Below are 16640 nucleotides of genomic sequence, written 5' to 3' on the forward strand. Positions count from 1 at the left end.
GTTGGCCTATCTGGATGACAAAACGTAGATCAAGTTCATCCAGATAGGCCAACGTATATGTAAAACCAGGGGCGAGACCGTCAGGCGGGGGTACGGAAGGTGCGGCGGTAGGCGAGCGGGGCGGTGCCGATGGAGGCGCGCAGGTGCTGGCGCAGCGAGACGGCGGTGCCGAAGCCGGCCCGGTCGGCGACCTGGTCGACGGGGAGGTCGGTGCTCTCCAGCAGGTGGCGGGCGTGCTCGACGCGCTGCTGGGTGAGCCAGCGGCCGGGGGACAGGCCGGTCTCGTCCCGGAAGCGGCGGGTGAACGTGCGTACGCTCATCCGCGCGTGCCGGGCGAGCTGGTCGAGGTCGAGCGGCTCGCCGAGACGGGCGAGCGCCCAGTCGCGGGTGGCGGCGGTGGAGGCGTCCCCGGCTGCGGGCAGCGGGCGCTCGATGAACTGGGATTGGCCGCCGTCGCGCCAGGGGGCGACGACGCAGCGGCGGGCGGCCCGGTTGGCGACGTCGCTGCCGTGGTCGCGGCGGACCACGTGCAGGCACAGGTCGAGCCCGGCGGCGACGCCGGCGGAGGTGAGCACGTCTCCGTCGTCGATGAACAGGACCTCGGCGTCGAGCTTGACCTGCGGGAAGCGGCCGCGGAAGTCCTCGGCGTAGGCCCAGTGCGTGGCGGCGGGGCGGTCGTCGAGCAGCCCGGCGGCGGCCAGCGCGTACGCCCCGGTGCAGATGGACATGATCCGCTTGCCGGCGTCGTGGGCGGCGCGCAGCGCGGCGATGGTGGGGCTGCCGGTGAAGTCGTGCAGGCGCTCGCGGTGGATGCCGGGGACGATCACCGTGTCGGCCCAGTCGAGCAGGTCGAGGCCGTGGTCGGGCTGGACGGTGAACCCGGCGTTGCAGCGGACCGGGCGGGCGTCGGGCGAGCAGATCCGGGTCTCGTAGAGCCGGTGCCCGGCGCTGTCGGTGGCGCAGCCGAACACCTGGCTGGGGATGCCGAGGTCGAGCGCCATGACGCCGTCGAGGGCGAGGACGGCGACGCGGTGGCGGGCGGTCATGGCTCGATTCTTTCACATAGTGGCGTTCAGGCCACTGTCGGCCGACTGAGAGATCTTGCACGATGGCCTGGTGACGTTGCTGGAAGACAGGGTGAAGCAGGCGAGAAGGCAGCATCTGGCCTGGGCCGCGGCGGCGGTGGCGCTGGTCGCCATCGTGGGCGCGGCCGGGTTCCGGGCCACCCCCGGGGTGCTGATCGACCCGCTGCAGCAGGAGTTCGGCTGGTCGCGGGGCACCATCTCGCTGGCGGTCTCGGTCAACCTGGTGCTCTACGGGCTGACCTCGCCGTTCGCCGCCGCGCTGATGGAGCGCTTCGGGATGCGCCGGGTGGTGGCCGGGGCGCTGCTGCTGGTCGCCGCGGGCAGCGGGCTGACCGTGTTCATGTCCGCGAGCTGGCAGCTCGTGCTGTGCTGGGGGCTGCTGGTCGGGCTGGGCACCGGCTCGATGGCGCTGGCGTTCGTGGCGACCTTCACCAACCGCTGGTTCGTGCGGCACCGGGGGCTGGTGACCGGGGTGCTGACCGCGGGCGGCGCGGCCGGGCAGCTGGTGTTCCTGCCGCTGCTGGCCTCGCTGGTGCAGTCCTACGACTGGCGGGTCGCGGCGCTGACCGTGGCGGGTTCCGCGCTGCTGGTGGTGCCGCTGGTGTGGTGGCTGCTGCGGGACAGCCCGGCCGACATCGGCACCACGGCGTACGGCGCCGATCCCGACGAGCCCGTGCCCGCCCCGCCGGTGAGCACGGGCGCGGCCCGGCGAGCCCTGGGGGCGCTGCGCGACGCGGCGCGTACGCGGACGTTCTGGCTGCTGGCCGGCGGGTTCGCGATCTGCGGGGCGACCACCAACGGGCTGGTCGGCACGCACTTCATCCCGGCCGCGCACGACCACGGCATGCCGACGACGACCGCGGCGGGCCTGCTGGCGCTGGTCGGCATCTTCGACATCGCGGGCACCATCGCCTCGGGCTGGCTCACCGACCGCTTCGACCCGCGGTGGCTGCTGGGCGTCTACTACGCGCTGCGCGGGCTGTCGCTGATGATCCTGCCGGGGCTGTTCGCTGCCGACCCGCACCCGAGCATGCTGGTGTTCATCCTGTTCTACGGGCTGGACTGGGTGGCCACGGTGCCGCCGACGATCGCGCTGTGCCGCCGGCACTTCGGCGAGTCCGGGCCGATCGTGTTCGGCTGGGTGTTCGCCTCGCACCAGTTCGGCGCGGCGGCGATCGCGCTGGTCGCGGGCGTGATCCGGGACAGCTCGGGCTCGTACGCGACGGCGTTCTACGGCGCCGGGCTGCTGTCGCTGGCGGCGACCGCGATGTCGGTGGCGATCACCCGGCCGGGTGTCGCGCGGCGCTGGCGCCTGGCCTCCTGACACGGGGCGCCGGCTCACCCGCGCGTGGCGACCCGCCGGATGAGGGCTCACTCGAAGCGGAGGGTGACCCACGGGGGTGGGGCTCGCCCGCGGCGGAGGTGACCCGAAACGGTGCCCAGGCCGGTCCGAGAGAGGTCGAAACGGTGCAGAGCTGCCTTTCTGCGTGTTAGCGGTGCCCGGCATGCATGGAATGCGGGTAGATCGGGTATGTGACTCGTCGTGATTACCACGCTGGTGAAGGCGGGTACTCCGCCGGAACATCTCGCCAGGGTGCAGAGCACCCTGCCTGCCAACGGCAACGCACCGCTGAAGATAGCGATGGTGGCGCCGCCATACTTCGACATCCCGCCCGCCGCCTACGGCGGGATCGAGGCGGTCATCGCCGATCTCGCGAACGCGCTGGTCGACCTCGGCCACAAGGTCACGGTGATCGGCGCCGGACGTGACGGCACCGCGGCCCGGTTCTGGCAGGTGTGGGAGCAGGCCGTCCCGGAGCGACTGGGCGAGCCTGGACCCGAGATCATCTATGCGACGCTGACCCGCCGGGTGGTGGAGAACCTGGTCGCGGCCGGCGAGGTGGACGTCGTCCACGACCACACGTTCGCCGGGCCGCTCAACGCACCGGCGTACGACATGATGGGCCTGCCGACGGTCGTCACCGTGCACGGCCCGGTCGACTCCGAGCTGCGCGGCTACTACCGCACGCTGGACCGCGACCTGTCGCTGGTGGCGATCAGCCACCGGCAGCGCGCGCTCGCGCCCGAGCTGAACTGGTGCGGCGTCGTGCACAACGGGCTGCGCCCGCAGGACTGGCCGTTCCAGCGTGAGAAGAAGGACTACGCGCTGTTCCTGGGCCGGTTCAACGCCGACAAGGGCGCCCACACCGCGGTGCTGGCCGCGCACGAGGCCGGGCTGCCGCTGATCCTGGCCGGCAAGTGCGCCGAGACCGCGGAGAAGAAGTACTTCGCCGAGCAGGTCGAGCCGCTGCTCGGGCCGCACGACGACATGATCGGCATCGCCGACGCGACACTCAAGCGCGAGTTGCTGGCAAATGCCCGCTGTCTGCTGTTTCCTGTGCAGTGGGAGGAACCTTTTGGCATGGTGATGATCGAGTCGATGGTCTGCGGCACGCCCGTGGTGGCGCTGCGCGCGGGCGCGGTGCCCGAGGTGGTGGCCGACGGGGTGAGCGGGTTCGTCTGCGACGAGCCGGGGCAGCTGCCGGACGCGCTGCGCACGGTGGTGGAGCTGGACCCGGCCGAGTGCCGCGAGCACGTGGTGCGGCGCTTCAGCGACGAGCGGATGGCGATGGGATACGTCCAGGCGTACCGGGCAGTGCTGGCGGAGCGGCGGCGGCCGCAGTCGGCCGCGCGCGGCGGCCGGCTCGCGGTGCGCTCGGGCCGGTTGACCTCGGCGGGTGAGCGGTGACGGCTCCGGCACCGCTGAACGCGGGCGACCCGGTGCCGCACGGCCAGGGTCAGGTCACCATCGTCGAGGGCACCACGTTCAGCATCTGCGCGCCCAGCGGGGACATGGAGCCCGGGGGCGCGCAGGGGCTGTTCTTCCGGGACACCCGGATCATCTCCCGCTGGCAGCTGCGCGTCGACGGCCAGACGCCGCAGCCGCTGTCGGTGGTCGACTCCGACGCCTACGCGGCCCGGTTCATGCTGCGCCGCCCGCCGGCGGCCGGGCACGCCGACAGCACCCTGCTGGTGGTGCGCGAGCGCAGCGTCGGCGAGGGTATGCGCGAGGTCGTCACGCTGACCAACGTGGGCCGCGAGGCCACCCTGGTGCACCTGGAGCTGCACGTCGACTCCGACTTCGCGGACCTGTTCGCGGTGAAGGAGGGGCACGCGGGCGGCTCGGCCACGCACGCCACGGCCAGCGGGGTGAACCTGGTGTTCAGCCGCCCGGACGGCTCGCGCGGGCTGCTCGTGCACGCCACCGGCGAGCCCACCAGCACCCACAACGGGCTGAGCTGGCAGGTGGTGATCCCGGCGCGGGACGTGTGGCGGACCGAGATCGTGGTGCACCCGGTGGTGGAGAGCCGCCGGATCGAGCCGCGCTTCCGCGACCACCTGGCGCCGGAGGAGGTCGAGGCGCACTCGTGGCGCAAGAACGTCACCTCCATCCGGGCGCAGCACCAGGAGCTGAACCACGTGCTGCGGCGCAGCGTCCGCGACCTGGACGCGCTGCGCATCGCGACCGGCGAGGACCAGGGGCAGACGTTCGTGGCCGCGGGCGCGCCGTGGTTCATGACCCTGTTCGGCCGGGACAGCCTGCTCACCTCGTGGATGACGCTTCCGCTGGATCCGAAGCTGGCGGTCGGCACGCTGCACACCCTCGCCGCGCTGCAGGGCCGGCAGGCCGATCCGTCCACCGAGGAGGAGCCCGGCCGGATCCTGCACGAGCTGCGGCTCGGCCCGCAGAGCACGTCGGCGCTGGGCGGCTCCCACTACTACGGCACCATCGACGCCAGCCCGCTGTTCGTGTCGCTGCTGGGGGAGGCGTGGCGGTGGGGCGCGGCCGAGACCGACGTGCGCGCGCTGCTGCCCGCCGCCGACGCGGTGCTGTCCTGGATCGACGGTTTCGGCGACCGCGACGGCGACGGGTTCGTCGAGTACCAGCGGGCCACCGACCGCGGCCTGTTCAACCAGGGCTGGAAGGACAGCTGGGACGGCGTCAACGACGCGGCGGGCCAGATCGCCGAGCCGCCCATCGCGCTGGCCGAGGTGCAGGGGTACGCGTACGCGGCGTGGCTGGCCCGGGCCGATCTCGCCGACGCCTTCGGCGAGCCCACGGTGGCGGAGAACTGCCGCCAGCGGGCAGAGAAGCTGCGCGACCGGTTCGCCGAGGCGTTCTGGCTGCACGACGAGGGCTTCTTCGCGATCGCGCTGGACGGGCGCAAGCGGCAGATGGACGCCATGAGCAGCAACCCCGGGCACTGCCTGTGGACGGGCATCGTCACCGACGAGCACGCCGAGCGGCTGATCGCCCGGCTGGCCGAGCCCGACATGGACAGCGGGTACGGCCTGCGCACATTGTCGGACCGGATGGGCGCGTACAACCCGATGAGCTACCACAACGGGTCGGTGTGGCCGCACGACACGGCGCTGTGCGTGGCGGGCCTGATGCGCTACGCCCACGTCCCCGGCGCGGTCGAGCTGGCCCACCGGCTCACCGACGGGCTGCTGCGGGCGGCGACGGCGTTCGGCGGGCGGTTGCCCGAGCTGTTCTGCGGCTTCTCGGCCGACCAGTTCCACCCGCCGGTGCCGTACCCGACCTCGTGCTCGCCGCAGGCGTGGGCGAGCGCGGCGCCGCTGCTGATCGTGCGCGCGTTCCTCGGCCTGGACATGGACGTGCCCCGGGGCAACCTGGTGCTGCGGCCGAGGCTGCCGCAGGAGTGGGGCACCCTGACGCTGGACCGGCTGCCGTTCGGCAACGCGTTGCTGAAGATCACGGCGTCGGGCACCGAGGCGGAGGTGCGCGGCCTGCCAGAGCCTCCGGCCACCAGCGGCTAGAGGCGGCCTTCCAGGGCCTGGCGCAGCTGCTGCAGGCAGCGGGCCAGCAGCCGGGACACGTGCATCTGGGACAGGCCGAGCCGCTGCGCGATCTCGGCCTGGGTCAGGTCGCCGCAGAAGCGCAGCGCGAGGATCTGCTGGTCGCGCGGTGCGAGCGTGGCGACCGCGGCCTGGATGGCCTGCCGGTCGGGCAGCGACTCCAGCCGCGCGTCCTGCTCGCCCAGCAGCTCGCCGAGCTCGGCGAACCCGCTGCCGCTGCGCACCACGCTGTTGAGCGAGCTGACGGCGTACGCGTGGGCGCATTCGAGGCCGTCGCGGATGTCGGTCTCGGCCCGGCCCAGGTGCGTGGCGAGGTCGCGCACGTCGGGCGTGCGCTGCAGGGCCTGGCACAGCTGCGGCACCGCGCGGCTGATCTCCAGGTGCAGCTCCTGCAGGCGGCGGTGCACGTGCATCGCCCAGCCCCGGTCGCGGAAGTGCCGGCGCAGCTCGCCGAGCATGGTCGGGGCGGCGAAGTGTTCGAACCGGACGCCGTGGCTGCTGTCGTAGCGGTCCACGGACTTGATCAGGCCGAGCAGCGCCACCTGGACGAGGTCGTCGTGGTCCTCGCCACGGAAGCTGAAGCGCCGGGCCAGACGCCGGGCCAGCGGCATCCCGGCGTGGATGACGGCGTCGCGGGCGCGCTCGCGGGCCGGGTCGCCGGGCGGCAGGCGGCGCAGCCGGGCCAGCGCCACGGAGACCCGGCGGTCCCGCTCGGCGGTCCACGCCTCGCCCACCGGCTCGCGGGAACCGGCGCTCGGCTCAGGTTCGATCGTCAACGCGTCAGCACGAATGCTCATCGCCGCCATCCGCTGGTCACGCCGTCGCGCCGCCGTCGTGGCGGCTGTCGTCGGCCCTCAGCAGCATCTATGCGGATTTTAGCGACATGTCGTTCGCCGGCGCGGAGGTTGCCGGCTTTCTAGGGCGGGGCAGCGGGGCCACCTCCGCCTGCACCGCGGTGCCGTACGCGCAGATCTCCACCCACGACTCGGTGACCTGCCGGTGGTCGAACCGCATGGCCAGCACCGCGTTGGCGCCCAGGCGCAGCGCGACGCGCGCCATCCGGTCGACGGCCTCCAGCCGGCACTCGGTCAGCATGTGGATGCGCACGTCCATGCTGACGCCCGTGCCGTCGTTCACGTTCTTGAAGCCCTCGGTGTACGGGCTGAGCGTCCGCGCGGACAGGCCCAGCACCTCCCCGAAGACCGTCCTGACCACGTATCCCGGCAGCTGGTCCGTGGTGACGACCAATACGCCCCCGCGGTTGACGGCATCCCTCATGACACCACCTCCTGGTAAGTCCGATAAAGGTGTTATGTCCATCGTGAATGAAAACATCATCATGCGGTACTCATTAACCACCTTTTTGTGTTAATGGGGCAGAAGGGGCAGCGCTCCGGAGGCGTGCGACGATGCACCTCATGCCGCTCACGCCGATCATCGCCACCCTCGCGTACGTGCTCTCCCCGGACGGCGCGAGCGTGCTGCTGCTGCACCGCGACAAGCGGCCCGACGACATCCACTTCGGAAAGCACATCGGCCTGGGCGGCCGGGTCGAGCGCGACGAGGACGTGCTCACCGGCGTCAAGCGCGAGGTGCGGGAGGAGTCCGGCCTGGTCGCCGAGCGGCTGTCGCTGCGCGGGACGGTGTCGTGGCCGGGGTTCGGCCGCGGCGGCGAGGACTGGTTCGGGTTCGTGTTCCGGGTCGACGCGTACACCGGCGACGCGCACCAGGGCAACCACGAGGGCACCCTGCGCTGGGTGCCCCGGGAGCGGCTGTTCGAGGTGCCGATGTGGGCCAGCGACCGGCAGTGGCTGCCGATGGTCTTCGACGACGACCCGCGCCCGTTCCACGGCGTCATGCCCTACCGCGCCGGCGAGATGGTCAGCTGGAGCTACCTGCGCTGACCGCCCCGCGGCACCCACTCGGATATGTCGATATATCGGCCGCTGTATGCCGCGCGTACTAGAGTTCAGGCACCGCGCCGCACGGGGGCGGTCCGCGGCGCGGCGGTGACGGTCCGGCCATCTCACGCTGGCAGCGCGGGCTGCCTACGGAGGGTGCGAGAGGGCCGGACCGTCACCGGCGGCGATCACCGCGGGGCGGACGCGGCAGGGCGGGGTCCTCGCCCGCGAGGAACGTCTCCACCATGAGCTCGTACGACGGGGCGTGCTGCTGGAACAGGCGCGCGGCCTGCGCGAAGGAGACCGCGGCGCCCGCCCGGTCACCGACCGCGGCCTGCGCCTTGCCGATCTGCCGCAGGGCCGCGCCCTGCCGGACCGGGTCGCCGGAGGTGGTGGCCTCGTGCAGCGCCAGCCCGGCGTCGGTCCTGGTCAGATCGGGGCGCCGCACCCGCAGGTACGTCTCCGACCGGCACAGCAGCACGTCGGCGATGTACCGGGGGTCGGGGATCGCGCGCGCCAGCGCCAGGCTCCGGGCGTGGCACCGCAGCGCGGCACGGACGTCGCCGGTGTAGGTGTGCAGCACCCCCAGCGAGCACAGTGCCATCGGGACGACCAGCGCCCGCTGCGGTCCGCGCACGACCGCCAGCGCCTGCCGCAGGTGGACGACCGCCTCGGCGTAGCGCTGCTGCGACACCAGCAGCTCGGCGACGTTGTTCAGCACGGCCGCCTCCAGGCTGCGGTTGCCCAGCCGGCGCAGCGCGTCCAGGCTGACCCGGAAGTGCTCCAGCCCTTCGGCGGGCGCGCCCCGCTTGGTGCACAGGTTGCCCAGGGCGTTGGAGGCGGCGGCCAGGCCGTCAGCGTCGTCGAGGCGGCGCCAGATCGACAGCGCGGCGGTCAGCGACGCGTACGCCTCGTCGAACCGGCCCTCGTAGTTGTAGTACTGCCCGAGGTGGACGCGGGCCAGCGCCTCGGAGGCGGGGTCGTGCCGCGGGTCGTGCACCGCCAGGGCGAGCAGCGCGAGGCGCCGTCCTTCGTCGCGGTTGCGGCGCAGCACGTAGTGCCCGGCCACGCGCAGCAGGTTCGCCGGGTAGCGGCGCCCGGCCGGGCCGGCCTCGGCGGCCTGCGCCGCGACGGCATACGCGCTGGGCAGCTCGGCGTCCAGCCACTGCCCGGCCTGTTCAGGGGTCTCCACAGTGGGCACACCGGGCCCGGCTGGGGCGTCCAGTGCCGGATCGAGGGGCCGGTCGAGGCCGTAGACGGCGAACACCGCCCGCCGGGCCGTGGTCACGTAGTAGACGAGCAACCGGTGCAGCGCCGCCTCGCGTCCGGACGGGTCGTCCTGCTCGAACGCGCACTCGGCGGCGTACAGGCGCAGCAGGTCGTGCAGCCGGTAGGCGCCGTCGTCGACCTCCAGGAGGCGGGCGTCGACGAGCCGGTCCAGGGCCGCGGCCGCCGCGCCGCGCGGCAGGTCGAGCATGGCCGCCACCGCGGGCGCGCTCAGCCGCGGCACGCGGGCCAGGCCCGCCATCCGGAACGCCCGTGCGGCGCTGCCGTCCAGGGCGCGGTAGCTGGCATGGAAGCACGAGCGCACCGCCATGTCGTCGATGTGCAGCTCGTCGAGCCGGCCCTGCTCGTCGACGAGCCGGTCCACCAGGTCGGCCGCCGACCAGTCGGGGCGGGCCACCAGCCGCGCCGCGGCTATGCGCAGCGCGAGCGGCAGGCCCCCGCACAGCTTCGCCAGCACCGCCGCGCTGCGGGCGTCCCCGGCGCGGGCGCCCACCATCCGGTCCAGCAGCAGCGCGGCGTCGGCGTCGCGGAGCACGTCGAGCGGGAGCAGGAACGCCCCGTCCAGGGAGCTGAGCGCGCGGCGGCTGGTCACCAGCACCAGGGTGCCGCCGCCGCCGGGCAGCAGCGGGCGGACCTGCGCGGCGTCGACCGCGTTGTCCAGCACCACGATCATGCGGCGGGTGGCCAGGTGGCTGCGGAACAGCGCGGCCGCCTCGGCCTGCTCGGAGGGCACCTCCGGCTCCGGCGTGCCGAGCGCGCGCAGGAACCGGCCGAGCACCTCCGCCGGGCTGAGCGGCGTCAGCCGGGGGCTGGACCCGAGCAGGTCGAGGTAGAGCTGGCCGTCCGGGTAGCCGGGGGCGAGCCGGTGCGCCAGCCGCAGGGCCAGCGCCGACTTGCCCACCCCGCCGGGGCCGTGGATGTTGCGCAGGTGCGCGCCGGACGCCTCCAGCGCGGCCAGCTCGCCGTCGCGTCCGACCAGCACGGTCGTGTCGGGCGGCAGCTGGCGTGGGACCGGGCCGGGCGCGGGTGGGGCGGGCGCCAGCGCGGGGTCGCGGCGCAGGACCGCGCTGTGCGTACGCCGCAGCCCCGGGCCGGGCTCCAGCCCCAGCCGGTCCGCCAGCTCCCGCCGCGCCGACCGGTAGGTGTCCAGGGCGGACGCGGTGTCACCGGCGCCGTAGTGCACGCGCATGAGCTGCTCGTACGCTCGCTCGCGGGTGGGATGTGCGGCCAGGTGCTCGCGCAGCGGCACGACCAGCGCGGTGCCCTCGCCGGCCAGCAGGCGCGCCTCGAACAGCTCCTCGGTGTGCGCGACCCGCAGCTCGTCCAGCGCCGTGGCCCTGGCCGACAGCATCGCCCCGGCCGGCACGTCCGCCAGGGCGGGGCCGCGCCAGCAGGCGAGCGCCGTGCCGATCCGGCGTGCCGCCTCCTCGGGGCGTCCCGCGGCGAGCGCGGCGAGGCCGTCGTCGGCGGCGTCGCGCCACACGTCGACGTCGCGTTCCCCGGGGTGGACCAGCAGGCGGTAGCCGCCGGGCGTGGTGACCAGCCGGTCCGGGTCCAGGCCCGCGGCCGTCAGGGTCCGGCGCAGCACGGAGGCGTAGGAGCGCAGGTTGGCCACCGCCGAGCGGGGCGGGTCCTCGCCCCACAGCTCGTCGCTGAGCCGGTCCAGGCTCACCACCTGGTCGGCGTCGAGCAGCAGCACCGCCAGCATGCACCGGATCTTCGGCACGCTGATCCCGGCCGGGCCGCCGTCAGCGCCCAGGGCGAGCGGCCCGAGCAGGCGAAACACGACCGGCACGCTGTCACTCCCCGTAATGACTGGTGAACCCGGTAAGCGTACGGAGGCCGCGCCAGGCGTCCGACGGCGTTCCCGTCAGTCGGTACGCAGCGCGACGACCGGGTCGAGCCTGCCCGCCCGCTGCGCGGGCGCGACCCCGAACACGATGCCGACCGCGCAGGAGACTCCGAAGGCCAGCGCCACCGACCACCAGGTCAGCGCCGCGGGCACCGGGCTCAGCGCCGCCACGGCCAGCGACACTCCGATGCCCAGGGCGATGCCGAGCAGGCCGCCGGTCGTGGTCAGCAGCACCGCCTCCAGCAGGAACTGCACCCCGATGTCGCGCGGCCGGGCGCCCAGCGCCTTGCGCAGCCCGATCTCGCGGGTGCGCTCGCGCACCGACACCAGCATGATGTTGGACACGCCGACCCCGCCGACCAGCAGCGAGATGCCGGCGATCGCGGCCAGCACGGCGGTGAGCACGCCCAGGATGTCGCCGAGCGCGCCGAGGATCTGCTCCTGGGTGACCGCGCTGAACTGCTCGTCGGGGTGGCGGCGGGACAGCTCGGCGACGATGTCGTCGCCGAGGCGGTCGATGGTCGCCGCGTCGGGCGCCTTGACCGCGAACGCGTCCACCCGCTTGGTGGCCAGCAGCCGCTGCGCGGTGGTCAGCGGCACGTGCACCTCGTTGTCGCGGTCCACGCCCAGGCTCTGCCCGAGCGGGGCGAACACGCCGATCACCCGGAACCGCACCCCGGCGATGGTGACCTGCTGCCCGACGGGGTCGCGCTCGCCGAACAGCCCCCGGGCGACCGAGTCGCCCAGCACCGCGACCCGGCGCCCGGTCTCCACGTCGGTGCGGGTGAGGTAGGCGCCGGTGCGCAGGTCGCGCAGGAACACCTTCGGCGTCGTCTCCAGCACCCCGAGCACGCTGGTGAACGCCGAGCGCTGCCCCGCCCGGACGCTCTCGCCAGAGGTCAGCGACACCGCGACCCGGTCCCGGGAGCCGACGATGCGGATCACCGCGTCCAGGTCGGACTGGTCCAGCCGCGACACCGCGGGCGCGGCGTTGAGGCTGACCTGGCCGGGCACGACGATGAGCAGGTTCGAGCCCAGCCCCTCGACCTGCGCCTGCACCTCGTTCTTGGTGCCGGTGCCCAGCGCCACCAGGATCACCACGGCGGCGACGCCGATCACCATGCCGAGCATGGTCAGCATGCTGCGCAGCCGGTTGGCCCGCAGCGCGTCCAGCGCGACCCGCCACGCCTCCGCCAGCCTCACCGGCCCGCCTCCCCGCCGTCGTCTCCGGGGTGCTCGCCCGGTCCGGAGGTGCGCTGGTGCGGAATGCCACGGTCGGGCGCCGGCGGTGGGTCGCCGGCGGCCCGCGATACGGGCGGGTCGTCCGGACGGGCCGCCTTCGGCGCGGCGCTGTCGGAGACCACGACCCCGTCGCGCATCGTGATCTGGCGGCGCGCCCGCGCGGCCACCTCACGGTCGTGGGTCACCAGCACCACCGCCACCCCGTCGTCGAGGTTGAGCCGCTCCAGCAGCTCCAGCACGGCCGCGCCGGTGGCGGAGTCCAGGTTGCCGGTGGGCTCGTCGGCCAGCAGCACGGCGGGCTCGGTGACCAGGGCCCGCGCGATGGCGACCCGCTGCTGCTCGCCGCCGGACATCTGGTTGGGCTTGTGGTCCATCCGGTGGCCGAGGCCGACCTTCGCCAGCATCGCCGCGGCCTTCGCCCGCCGCTCCCTGGCGCCCAGGCCGCGGTACACCAGCGGCAGCGCCACGTTGTCCAGCGCGCTGGTGCGGGCCAGCAGGTGGAACGCCTGGAACACGAAGCCGATGGTGGCGTTGCGCAGGTGCGCCATCTCCGCCGCGGTCAGCCCGGCCACGTCGCGCCCGCCGATGCGCAGCGCGCCCTCGCTGGGCTGGTCCAGGCCGCCGAGCAGGTGCATCAGCGTGGACTTGCCGGAGCCGGACGGCCCGACGATCGCCACGTGCTCGCCGTGCCCGATGGTGAGGGTCACCCCGCGCAGCGCGGTCACGCTCACCCCGTCCATCGCGTACGTGCGCGCCACCCCGATCGCCTCGATGGCAGGCCCGGTCACGGCAGCTCGTCGCCTTCGGCAACCAGGTCGACGCCGCGCACCACGATCCGCTCGCCCCCGGTCAGGCCCTCGGTGACCTGCAGCGTGTCCGCGCCGGACGCGCCGATCACCACGGGGCGCCGCTGCGCCCGGCCCGCGGCGTCGCGCACCCAGACGCAGTCCTTGCCGTCGCAGGCGAACACGGCCGCCGCGGGCACCGCGACCGCGTCGGCGGCCTGGCGCACCTGCAGCCGCGCCACCGCGCTCATCCCCGGACGGGGAGCCGGCGCGTCCGCCGGCACCTGCAGTGTCAGGTGCACCCGGTACGCCACCGCGCCGCGGCTGTTCGGCGTGGGCAGCACGTCGATCGCGCCGACCGTCGCCGGGTAGCGCACGCCGGGCGCCGCGTCCAGCTCCACGTCGGCGCCGATGCCGGTGCGTACCAGCAGGATGTCGGTCTCGTCGACCTCCGCGACGACGCCCAGCTCGCTGGTGTCGACGACGGTCACCACGGCGGTGCCGGTGGTGATCGGGGCGCCGACCGCGGGCGCCGACGCGACCCCGGCGGGTGCGGCGACGGGCCCGGCGGCTCCGGTCGGCACGCCGGCGCCCATGCCGCCGAGCAGGCTGCTCAGGTCGGGGGCGCCGGCCGCGGCCGAGGAGGTGCCGCCGAGCTGCACCACCCCGGCGAGCGGCGCGCGCAGGGTCAGGGCGGTGACGGTCGCCTTCGCGAGGTCGTACGCCTGCTGCGCCTGCAGCTTCTGCGCGGAGCCGAGCGCCTGCATGGCCGAGCCGAGCGAGGCGACCCCGCGCTGCACCGCGTCGGCGGCCGACGCGACGCCCGCCGACGCCTGCCGGTAGCCGGTCTCGGCGGCGGTGATGTGCGTCAGCAGCGCGTCGCGCACGGCCGGGTCGGCGATCTGCTCGGCGGCGGTGCGGGCCTGGTCGAACGCGTCGCGCGCGGCCTTGTCCAGCTTGCGCCGGGCGGCGCTGAGGTCGACCCGGGGCGCGCCGCCGGAGCGCTTCGCCGCGTCCAGCGCCTGCTTGGCCTGGCGCAGCCGGGTCCGCGCGGCGGGCGAGTCGACCACGGCGAGCACCTGGCCCTTGGCGACCTGCTGGCCCGGGGTGACGGCGAGGCGGGCCAGGGTGCCGTCGGCGGGCGCGGTCAGTGTCACGGCCGCCCGGGCGGTGACCGAGGCGGGGGCGTCGACCAGCTCGCTGACGGTCGATCGGCCGACGTCGGCCAGGCCCACGTCGGGAGCGTCCTCACAGGACGCCGCGGTCAGCGTGATGAGCAGGGCGATCGCGCCGAGAACGAGCGCGGGGCGGGTGGTGCGGTCGAAGAGGGGTCGCACTCAGGCGAGCCTAGTGAGCACCGGCAAGCCTGGCCAGATGCAGGGTGATGCCCGAGCAGTGGCATGTGGCACTCTCTTGGGCGGAGGTGCCCGATGGCTGAGGCTCAGGCGGAGACGAACACGCAGGCGGAGACGAGCGCGCAGCCGCCCGCCCAGCGCAGGCCCGCGGTGGACCCGGACACGCCGGACGCGCGCATGGCGCGCCGCAACCGGCACGTCTTCACGGTCGGGTTCCTCGGCGGTCTCGGGCTCATGTGCGCTCTCGTGCTGACCTGGGCCGTCCGCGAGACGCTGTCGGTGCTGCTGCTGATGCTCGCGGCGCTGTTCCTCGCGATCGGACTGCACCCGGCGGTGGCCTGGCTGCAGCGGCGCGGCCTGCCGCGCGGCCTCGCCGTGACGGCGGTCGCGCTGGCCTGCGTGCTGGTGGCGTGCGGCGGCCTGGGCGCGCTCGCGCCGCCGCTGATCACCCAGACCAGCGACCTGGTCGCGAACCTGCCCGGCTACCTCGACGAGCTCAACAAGAACCCGCAGGTGGCCGAGCTCAGCCAGCGCTACGACCTCATCGACCGGCTCAAGGGCGCGGCCACCAACGAGAACATCACCAAGGCGCTCGGCGGTGCGCTGGGCGGGGTGCAGGCCGTCTTCGGCGTCATCTTCAACGTGCTCACCGTCTTCGTGCTCACCATCTACTTCCTGGCCGCGTGGACCCGGCTCAAGGAGGGCTTCTACCGGCTGTTCCCCGCGTCGCGCCGCGAGACCGCGCGCGAGATCGGCGACGAGATCTTCGAGAAGATCGGGGCGTACCTGCTCGGCTCGCTGGCCATCGCGCTCGTCGCCGGGATCAGCACGTTCGCGTTCCTGCTGATCCTCGGGGTGTCGTACGCGTTCGCGCTGGCCATGGTGGTGGCGGTGTGCGACCTGATCCCGCAGATCGGCGCGACGCTCGGCGCGGTCGTGGTGGTGATCGCCGGGTTCGCGCACTCGAGCACCGCGGGCATCGCCTGCGTGGTCTTCTTCATCATCTACCAGCAGGTGGAGAACTGGCTCATCGCGCCGCGGGTGCTCAAGCGCTCGGTGGACGTGTCGGACCTGGCGGTGATCCTGTCGGCGCTGATCGGCGCGGTGCTGCTGGGGGCGCTCGGCGCGCTCATCGCCATCCCGGTGGTCGCGGGCGTGCAGCTGACCATGCGGAAGATCGCGTTGCCGCACCTGGACCGCATCTGAGGCAGGCGGCGACGGGAGTCCGACATTCCGCTGCGGCGGTGCATGCGGTATGACTGTCGGCATGTATCCCGACGCCACCCTCCCCTCCGCCGCGTCCACTGCCGACAGTGCGGATCCGCTGGCCAGGCTCGCCGAGTCGGCGCGCGGCTGGCACGGCATCCAGCTCGGCGTGCTCGGCTTCATCGGCTTCTGCGGCGTGCTGAAGATGGGCGCCGAGGCCCCGGGCCCGGACTGGCTGCAGTGGACGGCGACGGCCAGCACCGTCGGCGCGTTCGTCATGGCGCTGTGGTCGATCGTGATGGTCGGCAAGGTCGCCTGGCCGGTCGCGGACCCCGGTGTCGCACCGGACCCGGCGGCGATGGCCGGTCAGCTGCGCTCGGGCATCCGCACCACCATCGTCGCGGTGGCGCTGATGGCGTTCGCGGGCCTGTCCGCGTGGTGGCCGGCCGAGAGCGCCGCCTCGGTGGAGGTCAGCGACGGCAACGGGGTGACCGCGTGCGGCGTGGTCACCGAGGGCGCGCCCGACGGCACCCTGTGGCTCACCACCGCCGACGGCCAGACCCTGCCCATCCGCCTCGCCGCGGTCGCCAGCGTCCGCCCCGTCACCTCCTGCTAGCGGGGGACGCTCGCCCCCGGTCGCGCGTCATGTCGGTTTCGTACAAGACGGCAGGGTCCGGCGCCGCATAGGGTCGGCGTAGCGGACCTGCGGCGGCGTGTCAGCGCGACGCGACGGCCCGCCGTTCGACGGACGAGGCGACCGGGTCGCCTGACCAGGAGGAGAACAACCATGCGGGAACTGGTGTACACGGCGTTCATGTCGCTCGACGGCGTCGTGGACTCGCCGGGCGGCGGGCCGGGCGAGGAGCACCGCAGCGGGGGCTGGGTGTTCAAGGACATCGAGTTCCTGCCCGAGGCCTTCGCGCTCAAGGGTGAGGAGCTCGCGGAGACGGGCGCGCTGATGTTCGGCCGCCGCAGCTACGAGGTGTTCGCGCCGGTCTGGCGCGACTCCGACGACCACGCCGCCTACAAGGAGCTGCCCAAGTACG

General features: G+C 73.9%; 13 protein-coding genes and 1 pseudogene. 7 read left to right on the top strand and 7 right to left on the bottom strand.

What is annotated here, in order from left to right; genetic code table 11:
• Window positions 1-80 precede the first annotated feature (80 nt).
• The gene (locus AB0J67_RS32470; RefSeq protein ID WP_363488056.1) at window positions 81-1046 is read right to left on the bottom strand and encodes a helix-turn-helix domain-containing protein; all 966 of its coding nucleotides are present in this window, start codon (window positions 1044-1046) and stop codon (window positions 81-83) included.
• Window positions 1047-1116: 70 nt separating this feature from the next.
• Between AB0J67_RS32470 and AB0J67_RS32475 the strand changes: the two genes are divergently transcribed.
• From AB0J67_RS32475 to AB0J67_RS32485, 3 genes are all read left to right on the top strand, one after another.
• Window positions 1117-2409, top strand: a complete 1293-nt coding sequence (locus AB0J67_RS32475) for an MFS transporter (protein WP_363488058.1) — start codon at window positions 1117-1119, stop codon at window positions 2407-2409.
• A 318-nt stretch (window positions 2410-2727) separates the two neighbouring features.
• Window positions 2728-3834 (top strand): glycosyltransferase family 4 protein, encoded by a 1107-nt coding sequence (locus AB0J67_RS32480; protein WP_363488060.1) that lies wholly within the window; start codon window positions 2728-2730, stop codon window positions 3832-3834.
• The gene (locus AB0J67_RS32485) at window positions 3831-5927 is read left to right on the top strand and encodes a glycogen debranching N-terminal domain-containing protein (protein WP_363488062.1); all 2097 of its coding nucleotides are present in this window, start codon (window positions 3831-3833) and stop codon (window positions 5925-5927) included. The genes AB0J67_RS32480 and AB0J67_RS32485 overlap by 4 nt, the downstream gene beginning before the upstream one ends.
• Here the strand turns inward: AB0J67_RS32485 and AB0J67_RS32490 are convergent.
• On the bottom strand, window positions 5924-6763 hold the full coding sequence (locus AB0J67_RS32490) for a SigB/SigF/SigG family RNA polymerase sigma factor (RefSeq protein WP_363488064.1): 840 nt from the start codon (window positions 6761-6763) through the stop codon (window positions 5924-5926). The genes AB0J67_RS32485 and AB0J67_RS32490 overlap by 4 nt on opposite strands.
• Window positions 6764-6830: 67 nt before the next feature.
• Window positions 6831-7244, bottom strand: coding sequence for a heavy metal-binding domain-containing protein (locus AB0J67_RS32495; RefSeq protein WP_363488066.1), 414 nt, complete (start codon window positions 7242-7244; stop codon window positions 6831-6833).
• Window positions 7245-7384: 140 nt separating this feature from the next.
• Between AB0J67_RS32495 and AB0J67_RS32500 the strand changes: the two genes are divergently transcribed.
• Window positions 7385-7870: an 8-oxo-dGTP diphosphatase gene (locus AB0J67_RS32500; RefSeq protein ID WP_363488068.1), complete on the top strand. Its 486-nt coding sequence runs from the start codon at window positions 7385-7387 to the stop codon at window positions 7868-7870.
• A 172-nt stretch (window positions 7871-8042) separates the two neighbouring features.
• Here the strand turns inward: AB0J67_RS32500 and AB0J67_RS32505 are convergent, their stop codons facing one another.
• The 4 genes from AB0J67_RS32505 to AB0J67_RS32520 all read right to left on the bottom strand — a co-directional run bounded on the left by AB0J67_RS32505 (window position 8043) and on the right by AB0J67_RS32520 (window position 14370).
• Window positions 8043-10949 (bottom strand): BTAD domain-containing putative transcriptional regulator, encoded by a 2907-nt coding sequence (locus AB0J67_RS32505; protein WP_363488070.1) that lies wholly within the window; start codon window positions 10947-10949, stop codon window positions 8043-8045.
• 75 nt (window positions 10950-11024) lie between these two features.
• Window positions 11025-12209, bottom strand: a complete 1185-nt coding sequence (locus tag AB0J67_RS32510; protein ID WP_363488072.1) for an ABC transporter permease — start codon at window positions 12207-12209, stop codon at window positions 11025-11027.
• Window positions 12206-13036 carry an ABC transporter ATP-binding protein gene (locus AB0J67_RS32515; RefSeq protein ID WP_363488074.1) on the bottom strand — a complete coding sequence of 277 codons (831 nt, stop codon included), beginning with the start codon at window positions 13034-13036 and terminating at the stop codon, window positions 12206-12208. Before AB0J67_RS32515 ends, AB0J67_RS32510 begins: the two co-directional genes overlap by 4 nt.
• Window positions 13033-14370: an efflux RND transporter periplasmic adaptor subunit gene (locus tag AB0J67_RS32520; RefSeq protein WP_363488076.1), complete on the bottom strand. Its 1338-nt coding sequence runs from the start codon at window positions 14368-14370 to the stop codon at window positions 13033-13035. The genes AB0J67_RS32515 and AB0J67_RS32520 overlap by 4 nt, the downstream gene beginning before the upstream one ends.
• Before the next feature lie 93 nt (window positions 14371-14463).
• Here AB0J67_RS32520 and AB0J67_RS32525 point away from each other — a divergent pair, with 93 nt between their 5' ends.
• The 3 genes and pseudogenes from AB0J67_RS32525 to AB0J67_RS32535 form a co-directional block, all read left to right on the top strand.
• Window positions 14464-15594 carry an AI-2E family transporter gene (locus AB0J67_RS32525; RefSeq protein ID WP_363488078.1) on the top strand — a complete coding sequence of 377 codons (1131 nt, stop codon included), beginning with the start codon at window positions 14464-14466 and terminating at the stop codon, window positions 15592-15594.
• 61 nt (window positions 15595-15655) lie between these two features.
• On the top strand, window positions 15656-16210 hold the full coding sequence (locus AB0J67_RS32530) for a hypothetical protein (protein WP_363488080.1): 555 nt from the start codon (window positions 15656-15658) through the stop codon (window positions 16208-16210).
• 171 nt (window positions 16211-16381) lie between these two features.
• A pseudogene (locus AB0J67_RS32535) lies at window positions 16382-16640 on the top strand (deaminase); the annotation flags it as partial.

The sequence above is a fragment of the Catellatospora sp. NPDC049609 genome (assembly GCF_040675365.1).
Classification (GTDB): domain Bacteria; phylum Actinomycetota; class Actinomycetes; order Mycobacteriales; family Micromonosporaceae; genus Catellatospora.